This window comes from Novosphingobium sp. NFX11, from assembly GCF_057376415.1.
On the sequence record NZ_CP080384.1, the window covers coordinates 777,651 to 792,528 of the forward strand.

Below are 14,878 nucleotides of genomic sequence, written 5' to 3' on the forward strand. Positions count from 1 at the left end.
TTCAGAACAGGCTCCACAGCGGGTTCTTCGGGTCGGAGAGCAGCTTCACCGTCAGTGCGAAGGACATGACGACGAGCAGCGGCCGCACGCCCTTGCCGCCGTAGCGGATCGCGAGACGCGCGCCGACCTGGTTGCCCGCGACGTTCGCCGCCGCCATGCCCGCGCCCAGCAGCCACAGTACCTTGCCGCCCGCGATCATCGCCAGCAGCCCGGCGACGTTGGTGGACAGGTTCAGGAACTTGGTATTGGCGATCGCGCGCACGAGGCCGAGCCCGCCCAGCGCCACCAGCGCCGTCGTCAGGAACGAGCCGGTGCCGGGGCCGAAGAACCCGTCGTAGAAACCGATGCCGGTGGTGATCAGCGTCAGCCCCACGCGGCCGACGCGGGCGTGGCGATCGACCTCGCTCATCGGCGGGGCGAGCAGGAAGTAGAGCCCCATCGCGATCAGCAGCACCGGCACGAAGGCGGCGAGGAACTTGGGATCGACGAACTGCACCGCCGTTCCGCCCGCCACCGACCCAATGAAGGCGCCGAGCGCCGGAAAGGCGAAGGCTTTCAGGTCTACATGCCCGGCGCGGTGGAAGGTCAGGAAGGCGGAGGACGTGCCGATGGTGCTCTGCAGCTTGTTGGTCGCCAGCGCAGAGACGGGCGGTATGCCCGCTGCCATCAGCGCCGGGATCGTCAGCAGCCCGCCGCCGCCCGCCAGCGCGTCGACCCCGCCCGCAAGAAAGGCGATGGCGATGAGGAAGCCGATCGCTTCGACGCTCAACTCCATCATGGGTAGCTTACCGCCATGATCTCCCACTCCTTCTCGCCGGACGGGAGGCGCACGATGCGCAAGTCGCCCACGCCTGCGCCGCGCAGGGCGCGGGCGATCGGGGCGCTCCAGCCGATGCGGCCGGTGGAGGCGTCCTGTTCGTCGTCGCCGACGATGGTGATGGTCAGGCGCTCGTCGTCCTCGTCGGCGAGTTCGACGGTGGCGCCGAAGAAGACTTTGCCGCGCTCGGTCTGGTCGGCCGGATCGACGACCCGCAGCGCCTTCATGCGGCGGGCGAGGAAGGCCAGTTCGCGGTCGATCTCGCGCATACGCTTGCGGCCGTAGAGATAGTCGCCGTTCTCGGAGCGGTCGCCGTTGCCCGCCGCCCACGATACGATCTCCACGATCTCGGGGCGCTCCTTGCCGAGCAGGTGGTCGTAGCGGGCGCGCAAGGCGGCCATGCCAGTGGGAGAGATGGGAGGACCGGCGGGTTTCATGTCGCCGCTGATAGGGCGAGCGGCGCCCGATTAGAAGCGGCGTTTGCGCGTCATCAACCATGCCAGCGCGCAGGTGCCGACGAGCGGGCCGATCCAGTCGATCCACTGGTCCACCTTGGGCCAGACGCGCAAATCGAACGGCCCCCACCACGGCATGTTCGCGCGCAGGCCGTGGCCGAACTGCTCGATCCAGCGATACTCCGCCTGCGCCGCCTCGCGCCCGATGAAATAGGCGCTTGCGAGCGCCGCGCCGGTCCACCAGTTGCCGGTCAGGCGGGCGACGAGGACCTGCACCGCCAGCGCCAGCAGCAGATGTTCGAGGTACATCACCGGGCGGGCGCAGCGATCAGCCCGGCGCGCGCTTGCCCGGCATCAGCCGCGAGAGCTTGTTCGCGCCGTTGTAGTCCGACTTCTCCGGATACATCGTCTCGTAGACCACGGCGTTTTCCAGCACGCGCTGGACGTAGTTCTTGGTCTCGTAGATCGGGATCTGCTCCAGCCAGTCGAGCCACTCGACGGAGCCGGTGCGCGGATCGCCGTTGGCGCGCAGCCACTTGTTCACGTTGCCGGGGCCGGCGTTGTAGGCGGCAATGGCCAGCGGAAGCGCACCACCGAAGTAGTCCTTCACGCGGCGGAAGTAGGCGTCGCCCAGCAGGATGTTGTAGCTGGGATCGCTGATCAGCGAGTCCTGATTGTAGGCGAGGCCCATCTTGCCCGCCTGCTCGCGCGCGGTGCCAGGCATCAGCTGCATCAACCCGCGTGCGCCCGCGTGGCTGAGCGCGTTCTGGGCGAACTGGCTTTCCTGCCGGGCGAGGGCATGCACCATCGTCCAGTCGGTGCCCTGCGGGGTCGGCACCAGCGGGAAGGAAATCTTGCCGAACTGGTCGAACCCGCCCGCGTGCGCGCTCTGGCCCATGATGACGGCGAGGTCGCGGCGGCCGATCTCACGCGCCAGATCGGCGACGAGCACGTAGTCCTCGGCGGTCTGCGCCTGGTTGGAGATCTCGCGGTAGAACTGCACGCCGGTGCGCCAGTCGGCGTCGCGGGCGACGTCGCGCACCGCCCGCGTGATCGGCAGCGAGGCGAACGAGGTGCGCTGGGCCATGCTCGGCACCGCGCTCGGCCGGGTGTCGAGGTTGGGGATCGGGCGGCTCAGCCGTTCGAGCGAAAGCTGGCCGTAGAAGTACTGCGGATACTGCGCCGCCATCTCGAAGTAGCGGTTGGCGCCTGCCGTGTCGCCGCCCATCGCGGCGGCGCGGCCAGCCCAGTAGAAGCCCTTGGAGCGCGTGCCCGGCGTCTGCGCGGCGGCGCCGTAGCGGTAGAACAGCGGTGCGGCCTGACGGGGGCTGGAGAGGCTCCACAGTGCCTTGGTGCCGCCCAGCCACATCAGCGTGGTGTAGTCGTCGCGCACGCGGAAGGACTGGCGGCTGACGTCCGTGCCGGGGGCGAAGGCGTCGTCGATCGAGGCGGCGATGCGCACCGCGCTCGATGCGTCGGCGGCTTTCGCGGCGGTGAGCAGTTCGCGCACCCACTGCTCGGGCTGGGCTACCGGGCGCGACAGTGGCGGGCGATTGGCGAGCAGGCTCACCGCACCGGCGCTGTTGCCCGAACGGCGCGCCTGCACCGCGCGGTTGTAGATATAGCCGGGGTCGGACGCGATGCCGGAGGGCAGGCTCATCCCCAGCGTACCGGGGGCGGAGCCTTGCAGCAGCGTCAGGCGCTCCATGAACTCGGAGCGGCGCGCGGCGGAGACGAAGGAAATCTGCCGCTCGGCCTGCGCGGTTTCGCCCTGCCACAGCAGCGCATCCATGCGCGCGTCGTGATCGGCGGCGGTGAACTGGCCTCGATAAAGGCCGAGGAGGGCGGCCTCGTCCGGATCGATCAGCGCCCCCATGCGCCAGGCGGCGACGGCATTGGTCGCGGCATCCGCGCGGCGCATCGTCGAGAGCGCCACGGCATAGCGGCCCGCCGCGCGGCTGCCGATCGGGGCGAAGCGGTCGAAATAGCCGATCACCGCCTGGGCCGAGGGCGATTCGGTCAGCAGCGCCTTTTCGGCATAGCCCCTGATCTTGTCCTGCTGCGGATAGCCCGGATAGGTCAGCAGGAACGAGGTATAGGCGGCGAAGCCCATGCGGTCGTTGGCGCTCAGCAGCTTCCACTGGTCGATCGACTGATGAACGTTCATGTCGTGCGTCTGCATCGACTGCGCCCTTGCCGCATCCCATTCGCGGCCGTCCGGCGTCCCGTAGGGCGACGTTGACTGGGCGAGTGCGGGAACGGCAAAAACGGTGAAAGAAATGCTCAGCAGCAGGTGGGGGGCGCGCAACATGCTGGACATTTTCTCAAGAGGCTCCTTATCAGGCGCTGAACGTGACGTTCAGCAAGCGGGGTTGTTCCCCGGCTGAGCGATCATTGAGCATCGCTAAGAGGTAAAGTCCATGTTCTCCGGCTCGATTCCCGCGCTTGTCACACCGTTTCGCGACGGGGCGTTCGACGAACAGGCTTTCCGCCGCCTTGTCGACTGGCAGATCGAATCGGGCTCCTCCGCGCTCGTCCCCTGCGGCACCACGGGTGAGAACTCGACGCTGTCGAACGCCGAACACCACCGCGTCATCGAAGTCTGCATCGAGCAGGCGGCGGGCCGCGTGCCGATCATCGCCGGCTGCGGCAGCAACGACACGATGAACGCGCTGCTGCACATGAACTTCTCGAAGAAGTGCGGCGCGGCCGCCGCGCTGCTGGTCGCGCCCTACTACAACCGCCCGAGCCAGGCGGGCCTGCTGGCGCACTTCAGCTATCTTGCCGAGAACAACGATCTGCCGATCGTGCTTTACAACGTGCCCGGCCGCACCGTCACCGACCTGTTGCCCGAGACCGTCTGCGAACTCGCCCGCCGCTTCCCGGGGCGCTTCATCGCGATCAAGGACGCGAGCGGCGACCTCAGCCGCGTGACCGACCACCGCATGGGCATCGGCAAGGACTTCGTGCAGCTTTGCGGCGATGACGAACTGGCGCTGCCGTTCAACGCGGCGGGCGGCGTCGGCTGCATTTCGGTGACCGCCAACGTCGCGCCTGCCTTGTGCGCCGAATTCCAGGCCGCCTGCGCCGCCAATGATCTGGAGAAGGCGCGCGAGTTGAACGACCGCCTCTACCCACTGCACTACGCCATGTTCGAGGACAGCTCGCCGGGGCCGTGCAAGTACGCGCTGGCGCAAGTCCACGACTGGATGGAGAACGAACTGCGCCTGCCGCTCGTCACCTGCGGCGAAGCGGCGATGAAGTCGGTGGACGAGGCGCTGGTCCACGCCGGCCTGGTGTAAGGCTTCCGCGGCGCCCCGGCACAAGTCCGGGGCGCCGCGCCTTTCCGCCTTACTCCGCGGGATTATGCTGCTGAACGAAGCGCATCGCCGCTGCCAGCATCTGCTTGCGGGTCTCCTCGCGCGAGAGCCAGTGGTCCTCGCCCGCCAGCGTGACCAGTTCGTAGGGCTTACCGGCATCCTTCAGCGCATCGGCCATGACCAGGCTCTGGCGATAGGGGACGACCGTATCGTCCTTGCCGTGGATCAGCAGCACAGGCGCATCGGCCCGTGCGGCGAAGCGGCGCGGCGATGCGGCTTCGAAACCCTTGCGGTCGCCGAGTTGCTCGACCAGTGAACGGCCCAGCATCTTGGATCCCCGCTTTCGCGAAGATCGGTGTCGTACATCAGCTTGATGTCGGCGACGCCCGCCACCGAGACCGCGCACTTGTAGAGCCCCTGCTGGATCGTCACCCCGGCCAGTGCGGCATAGCCGCCGTAGCTGGCGCCGACGATGCAGGCCCGCTTCGGATCGACGATGCCGCGGCTGGTGAGTTCTGCAACGCCATCGGAAATGTCGGTCTGCATCTTGCGACCCCACTCGCCGTCACCGGCATGGCGAAAGGCGTCTCCGCGTCCGGTCGAGCCCCGGAAGTTGGGCTGGAACACGGCATACCCGCGCGAGGCGAAAGCCTGCGCCCACCAGTCGAACGCAGGCTTGTCGTAGGCGGCCGGGCCGCCGTGGGGCAGCACGACGAGCGGCAGTCCCTTGGCCTCGCGTCCCGGTGGCAGCGTGAGGATGCCGTCCATCTCCAGCCCGTCCTGCGCCTTGTAGTCGATGGCCGAGATCGGTCCGACCTGCTCGGGAGCGATGCTTGGCCTTTCGTCGCCGACCGGATCGGCCCGGCGCTGCGCGACGTCGACGAGATACCAGGTGCCGCTGTCCTGGTTGCCGCTGGTGCGCAGCAGGACCTTGGAGAAGCCCGGCGTCCAGTCGATCAGGTCAACCTGCCTGCCCGCGAAGGCTTTGAAGATGCGGGTGATGGCGTGCTGCTGCACAGGATCGTCCATGACCGTGCGCGGCACTTCCTCCATCGTGCGGTAGCCGATGAGGATGCCGGTGGTGCGGTCCACGAAAAGGCGATCGATGGCGATGCCGGGCAGATACTCCTGAGGTGTTCCCCGGCGAGCGGCACTTCGAACCAGCGCTGGACGCCGTCCTTGTCCTCGATCTGGTAGATCACGCTCGCCCCGCCGCGCCCGAAGGCGACAAGGCTGACGTCGCCGGTCGGGTCGACGCCGCGCACCAGTTCCTTTCCGCGCAGCGTGTCGATCGTCCACAGGCCGCTTTCCTCCGCGATGTCGAGCGTGACCGAGACCGTGCCCGAGGCATCGACGAGCCAGTCGCGATAATGGTTTTCCGAGGCTGGAGGAGCGACCACGCGCGGTTTGTTGGTGGCGATGTCGACGGCGTAGAGCGTCGTGCGCCCGTGCTTCCAACTCGGCTCGCCACGGGTGGTGGTGTCGAGTGCGATGCCGCCGAAGAAACCTACCGTGCGCCCGCCGATGGTGCGCAGGCCATAGCGGCCGCGCGTGGCATTCACGATCGCGCGGTTCTTGCCGAAGACCAGCCCGGTCTCGTTCCCCGCCTTGAGCGGGATCAGCACGGTGCCGTTCATCTCCACCTTGTCGGCGGTGAAGCCGAACAGCGGCACGGTGGCGCTGTTGGTGAGGAGCACGGTGTCGGCATCGGCCCAGTCGATCCGTCGTATCTTGTTGGTGCCGCTGGCGGCGTTGAAGCGAACCTTGCCGTCCCGGGTGACCACCAGGATCCGGCGCTCGCCCTGGGACTGGGCGACGCTGGCGATGGAACCGCCGTCAGGCGAGAGGGCGGCATCCTCCACGCGCGGCAGTTCTCCATAGGCATCGAGCGGTGGCGGTTCGACCGTCGCCGCCGAAGCTGCCGGCAGCACTTGCAGGAAGAGAAGGGCGGTCGGAACGGCCGCCCGCAGGACTGTGCGCATATGAGAAATTCCCCGAATTTGTACGCGATATTCCCGCAATTCCGGGCGTTTGCAACGCAAGGTTGATCCGGAAGGCGATGACAATCCGTTAACACCGCCGTTCATTCGCGGGCGCGGCTGTCCATCCGGTTCGGCCGCTTCGTGGCGCGTGGAGGATTTCTCGCGCTGAACCGGATCAAAGGGGCGTTTTCTTTTCGCCGTCTTGTCCCTACATGCGGCTGATCATGGCACGCCCTCAAAACTCCGTATTCGACAAGTTCAAGACCGTTGCGGAAAACCGCAAGGCACGGTTCGACTATTATATCGAGGACAAGTTCGAGGCCGGCATCGCGCTCACCGGCACCGAAGTGAAGTCGCTCCGTTTCGGCGAGGGTTCGATCGCCGAATCCTTCGCCGAGATTCGCGGCGGCGAATGCTGGCTGGTCAACGCCAACGTGCCTGAATTCAGCCACGGCAACCGCTTCAACCACACGCCCAAGCGCCCCCGCAAGCTGCTGCTGCATGAACGGGAAATCTCCCGTCTGCAGGGCGCTGTGGAGCGCAAGGGCATGACGCTCGTGCCGCTGTCGATCTACTTCAACAGCCGGGGCCGCGCGAAAGTCGAACTGGCGCTCGCCAAGGGCAAGAACGCCGCCGACAAGCGCCAGACGATCAAGGACCGCGACTGGAAGCGCGACCAGGCCCGCATCATGCGCGACCACGGCTGAGCCGGGATGAGCGCAATCCTCCACCGCATGTCCGTGTGGCTGCACCGGCAGATGCCCACTCACGCCCAGCTTGAGGGGAATCGCTTCACCGCGCCTTTCGCAAGGCGGCAGGAACTGTTCCGCTTCACCCGCCGCTCGGTCCCGCGCGGCATGGCGGTGGGCATGTTCATCGGCATCTTCGCGCTGATTCCGGGCGTACAGATCGTCGGCGCGGCGCTGATGTGCGTGCCGTTTCGCGGCAACATCCCGCTCGCGGCGGCGGTGACCTTCATCTCCAATCCGTTCACGACGCTGCTGATCATCCTCCCGCTCGCGGTTTCGATCGGCAATAGCTTCGGTTACCATGCCGACATCGCCACGGTGAACGCGATGGTGCGTGAAGGCGCGGGTTTCCAGCAGTGGTGGCACTGGCTGCTTTCCGATACCGCGCCCGCCGTGGTGATCGGACTGTTCATCCAGTCGGTCATCGCCGCTTTCGTCAGCTATTTCCTGACCTTGTGGTTCTGGCGCTGGTGGATCGGCCACAAGCACCGCGCCCGCCGCCTGCGGCCGAAACGGGATCGCATTGAAGCCCCCACGGAAACCCCCGCATGAATGAAGTCTCTGCATGAACTCTGGCATACAGCGCCCCGGACTGCGCACTGACGTCCTCGTCGTCGTCGGAGCCCTGCTTCTGAGCGCCGTGCTGATCTGGATCGTCTCGGGCGACGTGCTGCTGATGGCGACGTTCCTCGCCGCGATCCTCGTGTTCGGTGCAGGCGCATGGGCGCTTGCCCGTCGCCGCGCGCCCGCCGCCGAGGTCGAGTTCGCCCAGCCCGACTGGTCGGTCACCGTCGCCGGGATCGAGCGCGCCGACATGGCGATTGCCGTCACCGACCGTGCCGGGCGCCTGACTTGCGCCAATTCCTGTTTCGAAAACTGGTTCGGCCCCGCTGCCGCGCCGCCCAGCCTGCCGGTTCTGCCGATCTCGCTCGAACGCCTCGCCGAAGCCACTCGTCGCGCCTGGCGCGACGGTCACGGCACGGCCGAGATTGCCAACGAGGACGGCGTCCACTGGCGCGCAGACGTGCGCCGCACCGGCAGGGGCGACGATTTCCTCGTCTGGCGCATCGGCGCCATCGGCTCCAGCGACCCGGTCGGCGAACTCGTCGCGCAGCTTGATGGCAAGCTGGGACGCGGCCTTTCCAAGGCGGGCATCGCCGCCGCGCTGGTCGATCCCGACGGCACCATCCGCGCCGCGAGCGCCGGTTTCGCCCTGCGCGCCACCGGTGATGCCCATGCCGACATGACCGGCGCCGACTTCGTCGCGCTGCTCGGGCAGGAGGAGGGCGAGCGGATCGGCTGGGCGCGCGATGGCGGGCGCGGCGGCGCGCTGGTACTCTATCACGTCCCCGTCACCGACCCTGACCGTACCGACGAGGCCGACCCCAACACGACCCCGTCGCTGATGCTCGTGGTCGAGGCCTCGCAGGGCATCGGCACCGGAGGCGGCGGCACCGGCTCCGCGCCGCATCTGGAGGCACTTCTCAGCCAGCTCCCGCTTGGCCTCGCCATGGCCGACCGCGACGGACGCCTCCTCTTCGCCAACCCGGCCTTCATGCGCGCGGCCGGCCACGAAGGGCAGGAGCCGCCGACCTACCCGACCGACCTCGTCGTCAAGGATGACAAGCGCGCGCTGTCCGAAGCGATCCGTCGCTTCGCGCAAGGCCCGGCTGCGGCGGGAGACCTCGCGATCCGCCTGACCAGTCAGCCGGATGATCCCGTCTCGCTCAGCCTCGCGGGCGTGCGCGGCCTTGGCGATGCCGCTGTGTTGCTCGGGCTTACCGATACCTCTGAGGAAATGCGCCTCAAGCGTCAGGTCGCACAGGCCACCAAGATGCAGGCGGTGGGCCAGCTTGCGGGCGGCGTCGCGCACGATTTCAACAATGTGCTCACCGCCATTCTCGGCACCTGCGACCTCATGCTGATGCGCCATACGCCGGGCGATTCGGACTATGACGACATCCAGCAGATCCGCGCCAACTCCAACCGCGCCGCCTCGCTGACCCGCCAGTTGCTCGCCTTCTCGCGCCAGCAGACCCTGCGGCCCGAGGTGATCCAGGTGCCCGACGTCGTCGCCGACGTCTCGCAGATGCTGCGCCGCCTGATCGGCGAGAAAATCCAGCTTGCCGTCACCCACGACCGCGATCTCGGCCCCGTCCGTGCCGACCCGACGCAGCTTGAGCAGGTCATCGTCAACTTGTGCGTCAACGCCCGCGACGCCATGCAATCGCGCGGCGACGGCGCGGGCAAGCTGACCCTCGCCACTCGCCGCATCACCACCACCGATGTGCGCGCGATGCGCTCGGAAATCATCCCGGCGGGCGAGTACACCGCCCTCATCGTTGAGGACACCGGCGGTGGCATCCCGCCCGAAATCCTCGGCAAGATCTTCGAGCCGTTCTTCACCACCAAGGAGCAGGGCAAGGGCACCGGCCTCGGCCTCTCGACGGTCTACGGCATCGTCAAGCAGTCGGGCGGCTTCATCTTCGCCGAGACCGACGTGGGCCAAAACGGCAAAGGCGGCGGCACGCGCTTCACCGTCTATCTTCCCGTCCACCACGCGACCCCCGGCAGCCTCCCTGAAAAGGCGATCGTCGCCCCCACCCCGCCGCCGACGCAGTGGGCGGGCGGCGGTTCGATCCTGCTGGTCGAGGACGAAGACCCGGTGCGCATCGTCGCCGAACGCGCGCTCACCCGGCAGGGCTACCAGGTCACCTGCGCGCGCGACGGTGAAGAGGGCCTCGAACTGGTGGAGGAGGGCGGCCAGTTCGACCTCGTCGTCTCCGACGTCGTCATGCCCACGCTCGACGGTCCGGCCATGGCGCGCGAGATTCGCCGCTTCGCGCCCGACCTGCCGGTGCTGTTCATGTCGGGCTATGCGGAGGAGCAGCTGCGCAAGCAGATCGGCATCCCCAACGCCTGGTTCATGCCCAAGCCGTTCTCGGTCCAGCAGCTCTCCGAAAAAGTCGGGGAAGTTCTGGCGCAGACCGTCAAGGGCTGATTCCCGCGTTAAAAAACGGAAATCTGCCGAAGTTCCTGTCTTGTTCTGGTGGAACGAAGCGAGTACAGGTCGCTTCGTGACGTTGACCTTTCCGGTCAGCTAGGTAGCAGGAGGTAAGTAATATGGCCGCTCAGCTCAAGCTGATCCAGGAAGGCAAGGAAAAGGACTCCATGGACCGTCAGAAGGCGCTCGAAGCCGCGCTCGCACAGATCGACAAGGCGTTCGGCAAGGGCTCCGCGATGAAGCTGGGCTCGAAGGAGACCATGCAAGTCGAAGCGATCTCCACCGGTTCGCTCGGTCTGGATATCGCACTCGGCGTCGGCGGCCTGCCGCGCGGCCGCGTGATCGAGATCTACGGTCCGGAAAGCTCGGGCAAGACCACGCTCGCGCTGCACTGCATCGCCGAAGCGCAGAAGACCGGCGGCACCGCCGCCTTCATCGACGCCGAACACGCGCTCGACCCGGTCTATGCCAAGAAGCTGGGCGTCAACATCGACGAACTGATCGTCTCGCAGCCCGACACCGGTGAGCAGGCGCTGGAAATCGTCGACACGCTGGTGCGCTCGAACGCGATCGACGTGCTGGTGGTCGACTCGGTCGCCGCCCTCGTCCCCCGCGCCGAAATCGAAGGCGAGATGGGCGACAGCCACGTCGGTCTGCAGGCCCGCCTGATGAGCCAGTCGCTGCGCAAGCTGACCGGTTCGATCAGCCGCTCGCGCTGCATGGTGATCTTCATCAACCAGCTGCGCATGAAGATCGGCGTCATGTACGGCAACCCGGAGACGACCACGGGCGGCAACGCGCTCAAGTTCTATGCCTCGGTCCGCCTCGACATCCGCCGCACGGGCGCGATCAAGGACCGCGATGAAGTCGTCGGCAACGCCACCCGCGTCAAGATCGTCAAGAACAAGGTCGCCCCGCCGTTCAAGCAGGTCGAATTCGACATCATGTACGGCGAAGGCGTCTCCAAGATCGGCGAAATCCTCGACCTCGGCGTCAAGGCCGGCCTCGTCGAGAAGTCGGGCGCATGGTTCAGCTACGATTCGATCCGCATCGGGCAGGGGCGTGAGAACGCCAAGACCTACCTCAAGACCAACCCCGAAGTCTGCGATCGTCTCGAGAAGGCGATCCGCACCAAGACCGACGGTCTGGCGGAGGAAATGATGGTCGGACCTTCCGAGGACGACGCCTGATCCGACAAGGAACCCCGGCAGGAATGTCGGGGTTTTTTGTTTCGGGAAGAGATTGAAGTATGAATGCGAGGGTTAACACCCTCGCGCTCCCGGGACTGTCGGCCTCGCGTCTTGCAGCGGCGTTGGGCTGTCGGGCAAAGTCCTCGTCATTGCGAGCGCAGCGAAGCAATCCATGGCGGTTTACGCTGCCCTGGATTGCTTCGCTGCGCTCGCAATGACGAGCGATGGAAGAAATCAGAGGTGGGACAGGGCCAGGATGGTACCGGCTACTGTCACGGCGGCGCCGATGCTCAGTTGGATGGGATTGGTCAGGCGCCGCAAGGGCAGGGCGAGGGATTGTTCGATCTTGGACATCCTCTGAATATACGACTGAAGCGCTTGCAGTGCTCACGCAGAGAATCGTTCACAGTCATGCGCTTTCCGCGGCGAAGCCGTCTTCCATGTCGAAATAGCCCGCGGCACCGTGATCCACGAAGGCAATGCGTACCCAAGACTGCTGCACGCGCGGCGACGACAGGTAATGGGGGTGCAGGGGGCTATGCTCCCCTGCGTCTTCTTCCCTTCTTCCGTAACCCGCCCGCCACTATGGTGCAAAAACCGGCGTATCATCGCAATTCCCGACCAGTCTGACCGCAGACTCCCGCTTGCCGCCGCGCGCGGTGTCCATTATCGGCGCAAATCATGCAGACTACGAACGACATCCGCCGGTCCTTCCTCGACTACTTCGCCAGCAATGGTCATGAGGCCGTGCAGTCCGCGCCGCTCGTTCCTTACAACGACCCGACGCTGATGTTCGTCAATGCGGGCATGGTGCCGTTCAAGAACGTGTTCACCGGCCTGGAAACCCGCGCCACGCCGCGCGCCACGTCCTCGCAGAAGTGCGTTCGCGCGGGCGGTAAGCACAACGATCTCGATAACGTCGGCTACACCGCGCGCCATCACACGTTCTTCGAGATGCTCGGCAATTTCTCGTTCGGCGATTACTTCAAGGAGCAGGCGATCACCCATGCGTGGACGCTGCTGACGAAGGAGTGGGGCCTGCCGGTCGAGAAGCTGCTGGTCACCGTCTATCATACCGACGACGAAGCCTTCGACTTGTGGAAGAAGATCGCCGGTCTGCCCGAGCAGAAGATCATCCGCATCCCCACGAAGGACAACTTCTGGGCGATGGGTGATGAAGGCCCGTGCGGTCCGTGCTCGGAAATCTTCTTCGATCATGGCGACCACATCTGGGGCGGCCCTCCGGGATCGCCGGAAGAGGACGGCGACCGCTTCATCGAGATCTGGAACCTCGTGTTCATGCAGTTCGAGCAGTCGGCGGGCGAGATCGTCGGCAACCTGCCCAAGCCCTCGATCGACACCGGCATGGGTCTGGAGCGCATCTCCGCCGTCATGCAGGGCGTGCACGACAACTACGACATCGACACCTTCAAGGCGCTGATCGCCGCGTCGGAAAGCCTGACCGGCGTTGCCGCCGAGGGTGACAGCCGCGCCAGCCACCGCGTGATCGCCGATCACCTGCGCTCGACCAGCTTCCTGCTGGCCGATGGCGTGCTGCCTTCGAACGAGGGTCGCGGCTATGTCCTGCGCCGCATCATGCGCCGCGCCATGCGCCATGCGCACCTGCTGGGCGCGCACGATCCGTTGATGCACCGTCTAGTGCCCGCGCTAGTCGCTGAGATGGGCCAGGCCTATCCCGAACTCGGCCGGGCTCAGCCGCTGATCGAAGAGACGCTGGAGCGCGAGGAAGTACAGTTCCGCCGCACCCTGTCGAACGGCATCAAGCTGCTCGACGAGGCGACCACCGGCATGGGCGAGGGCGGCGAACTTCCGGGCGAAACCGCGTTCAAGCTCTACGACACTTTCGGCTTCCCCTATGACCTGACCGAAGACGCCCTGCGTTCGCGCGGCATCGCGGTCGACAAGGCGGGCTTCGACGCCGCCATGGCGCAGCAGAAGGCCGCCGCGCGCGCCGCGTGGAAGGGTTCGGGCCAGGCCGCCGACAGCGAAGTGTGGTTCGACATCGCCGAGCGCGAAGGCGCCAGCGAGTTCACCGGCTACACCTCCACCACCGGCGAAGGCCAGGTCGTGGCGCTGGTGAAGGACGGCAAGGAAGTCCAGTCGGCGAACGCGGGCGACGAGGTCGTCGTGCTCACCAACCAGACCCCGTTCTACGGCAGATCGGGTGGTCAGGAAGGCGATCGCGGCTCGATCTCTGGCGCGAACGGCCTCAAGATCACCGTAACCGACACCGCCAAGCCGCTCGGCCGCCTGCACGCGATGAGCGGCACGGTCGAGGCGGGCACGATCAAGCTGGGCGATGCCGTCGCCATGGCGGTCGATGTCGAGCGCCGCGATGCCGTGCGCGCCAACCACTCCGCGACGCACCTGCTGCATGCGGCACTGCGCGGCCGTCTGGGCGACCATGTCACGCAGAAGGGCTCGCTTGTTGCGGCGGACCGTCTGCGCTTCGACTTCTCGCACCCCAAGGCGCTTTCCGACGACGACATCGCCGCGATCGAGGCCGAGGTGAACGCCGAAGTCCGTGCCAACGAGCAGGTGCTCACCCGCCTGATGACGCCGGAAGACGCCATCGGAGCAGGCGCCATGGCGCTGTTCGGCGAGAAGTACGGCGACGAAGTCCGCGTACTCTCGATGGGCCGCCATTCCGGCGACCGGACGTATTCGGTCGAGCTTTGCGGCGGCACCCACGTGCGCGCCACCGGCGACATCGGTGTGTTCCGCATCGTGTCGGAAAGCGCGGTGTCCTCGGGTGTGCGCCGTATCGAGGCGATGACCGGCGAGGGCGCGCGCCAGTGGCTGGTCGGCCGCGAGGATGCGCTGAAGAACGCCGCCAGCCTGCTGCGCACGACGCCGGAGGACGTGGAAGCCCGCGTCGCCGCGCTGCTCGACGAACGCCGCAAGCTGGAGCGCGAACTGGCCGAGGCGAAGAAGGCGCTTGCCCTCGGCGGTGGCGGCGCGAAGGCCGAGGCGGCTGACGAGGACGTAGGCGGCGTGAAGTTCTCCGGGCAGGTGCTCGAAGGTCTCGATCCCAAGGAATTGCGCGGGCTGCTCGATCAGGCCAAGCAGCGGCTCGGTTCGGGCGTGGCGGCGATCGTCGCGGTGAACGAGGGCAAGGCGAGCATCGCCGCTGCCGTCACCGAAGACCTCACCGGCACCGTCAGCGCGGTCGAACTCGTCCGCAAGGGCGTCGAGGCGCTTGGCGGCAAGGGCGGCGGCGGCCGCGCCGACATGGCGCAGGGCGGCGGTCCCGACGGCGACAAGGCGGCGGATGCCATCGCGGCGGTGAAGGCGGCGCTGGCGGGGTAACCGCTGGCTGCGAATGAGGCGTCGTCCCGGA

The 14,878-nt window shown here is 66.8% G+C and carries 13 protein-coding genes; 6 read left to right on the plus strand and 7 right to left on the minus strand.

Annotated elements, in window-relative coordinates; all coding sequences use genetic code 11:
* Nucleotide 1: 1 nt before the first annotated feature.
* The 4 genes from KZO24_RS04045 to KZO24_RS04060 are packed head-to-tail and all read right to left on the minus strand — an operon-like array spanning nt 2 to nt 3,592.
* On the minus strand, nt 2-775 hold the full coding sequence (locus tag KZO24_RS04045; protein ID WP_309298974.1) for a TSUP family transporter: 774 nt from the start codon (nt 773-775) through the stop codon (nt 2-4).
* Complete coding sequence (greB, locus tag KZO24_RS04050) at nt 775-1,254, minus strand: transcription elongation factor GreB (RefSeq protein WP_036523799.1); 480 nt, start codon at nt 1,252-1,254, stop codon at nt 775-777. The genes KZO24_RS04045 and greB overlap by 1 nt, the downstream gene beginning before the upstream one ends.
* A gap of 30 nt (nt 1,255-1,284) precedes the next feature.
* Nucleotides 1,285-1,581, minus strand: coding sequence for a hypothetical protein (locus tag KZO24_RS04055; RefSeq protein WP_271181197.1), 297 nt, complete (start codon nt 1,579-1,581; stop codon nt 1,285-1,287).
* A gap of 19 nt (nt 1,582-1,600) precedes the next feature.
* On the minus strand, nt 1,601-3,592 hold the full coding sequence (locus KZO24_RS04060; protein WP_486486902.1) for a lytic transglycosylase domain-containing protein: 1,992 nt from the start codon (nt 3,590-3,592) through the stop codon (nt 1,601-1,603).
* Between the two features lie 100 nt (nt 3,593-3,692).
* Between KZO24_RS04060 and dapA the strand changes: the two genes are divergently transcribed.
* Entirely contained in the window at nt 3,693-4,574 is an 882-nt protein-coding gene (dapA, locus tag KZO24_RS04065) for a 4-hydroxy-tetrahydrodipicolinate synthase (protein WP_271181195.1), read from the plus strand.
* A 49-nt stretch (nt 4,575-4,623) separates the two neighbouring features.
* Here dapA and KZO24_RS04070 read toward each other — a convergent pair whose 3' ends face one another.
* From KZO24_RS04070 to KZO24_RS04080, 3 genes are read right to left on the minus strand one after another with little or no spacing between them, the layout of a single operon-like run.
* On the minus strand, nt 4,624-4,920 hold the full coding sequence (locus KZO24_RS04070; protein WP_486486903.1) for an alpha/beta hydrolase family protein: 297 nt from the start codon (nt 4,918-4,920) through the stop codon (nt 4,624-4,626).
* Entirely contained in the window at nt 4,818-5,645 is an 828-nt protein-coding gene (locus KZO24_RS04075) for an alpha/beta hydrolase family protein (RefSeq protein WP_486487138.1), read from the minus strand. Before KZO24_RS04075 ends, KZO24_RS04070 begins: the two co-directional genes overlap by 103 nt.
* Entirely contained in the window at nt 5,549-6,574 is a 1,026-nt protein-coding gene (locus KZO24_RS04080) for a hypothetical protein (RefSeq protein WP_486486904.1), read from the minus strand. The genes KZO24_RS04075 and KZO24_RS04080 overlap by 97 nt, the downstream gene beginning before the upstream one ends.
* Nucleotides 6,575-6,798: 224 nt before the next feature.
* On the opposite strand from KZO24_RS04080, the gene smpB reads away from it, so the two are divergent.
* The 5 genes from smpB to alaS all read left to right on the plus strand — a co-directional run bounded on the left by smpB (nt 6,799) and on the right by alaS (nt 14,847).
* Nucleotides 6,799-7,281 carry an SsrA-binding protein SmpB gene (gene smpB, locus KZO24_RS04085; protein ID WP_008831278.1) on the plus strand — a complete coding sequence of 161 codons (483 nt, stop codon included), beginning with the start codon at nt 6,799-6,801 and terminating at the stop codon, nt 7,279-7,281.
* Between the two features lie 6 nt (nt 7,282-7,287).
* Nucleotides 7,288-7,875 (plus strand): DUF2062 domain-containing protein, encoded by a 588-nt coding sequence (locus tag KZO24_RS04090; protein WP_271181193.1) that lies wholly within the window; start codon nt 7,288-7,290, stop codon nt 7,873-7,875.
* Between the two features lie 13 nt (nt 7,876-7,888).
* Nucleotides 7,889-10,324 carry a hybrid sensor histidine kinase/response regulator gene (locus KZO24_RS04095; protein WP_271181192.1) on the plus strand — a complete coding sequence of 812 codons (2,436 nt, stop codon included), beginning with the start codon at nt 7,889-7,891 and terminating at the stop codon, nt 10,322-10,324.
* Between the two features lie 122 nt (nt 10,325-10,446).
* Nucleotides 10,447-11,517: a recombinase RecA gene (recA, locus tag KZO24_RS04100; RefSeq protein ID WP_008831281.1), complete on the plus strand. Its 1,071-nt coding sequence runs from the start codon at nt 10,447-10,449 to the stop codon at nt 11,515-11,517.
* Between the two features lie 681 nt (nt 11,518-12,198).
* Complete coding sequence (alaS, locus tag KZO24_RS04105; RefSeq protein WP_486486905.1) at nt 12,199-14,847, plus strand: alanine--tRNA ligase; 2,649 nt, start codon at nt 12,199-12,201, stop codon at nt 14,845-14,847.
* Nucleotides 14,848-14,878: the final 31 nt, after the last annotated feature.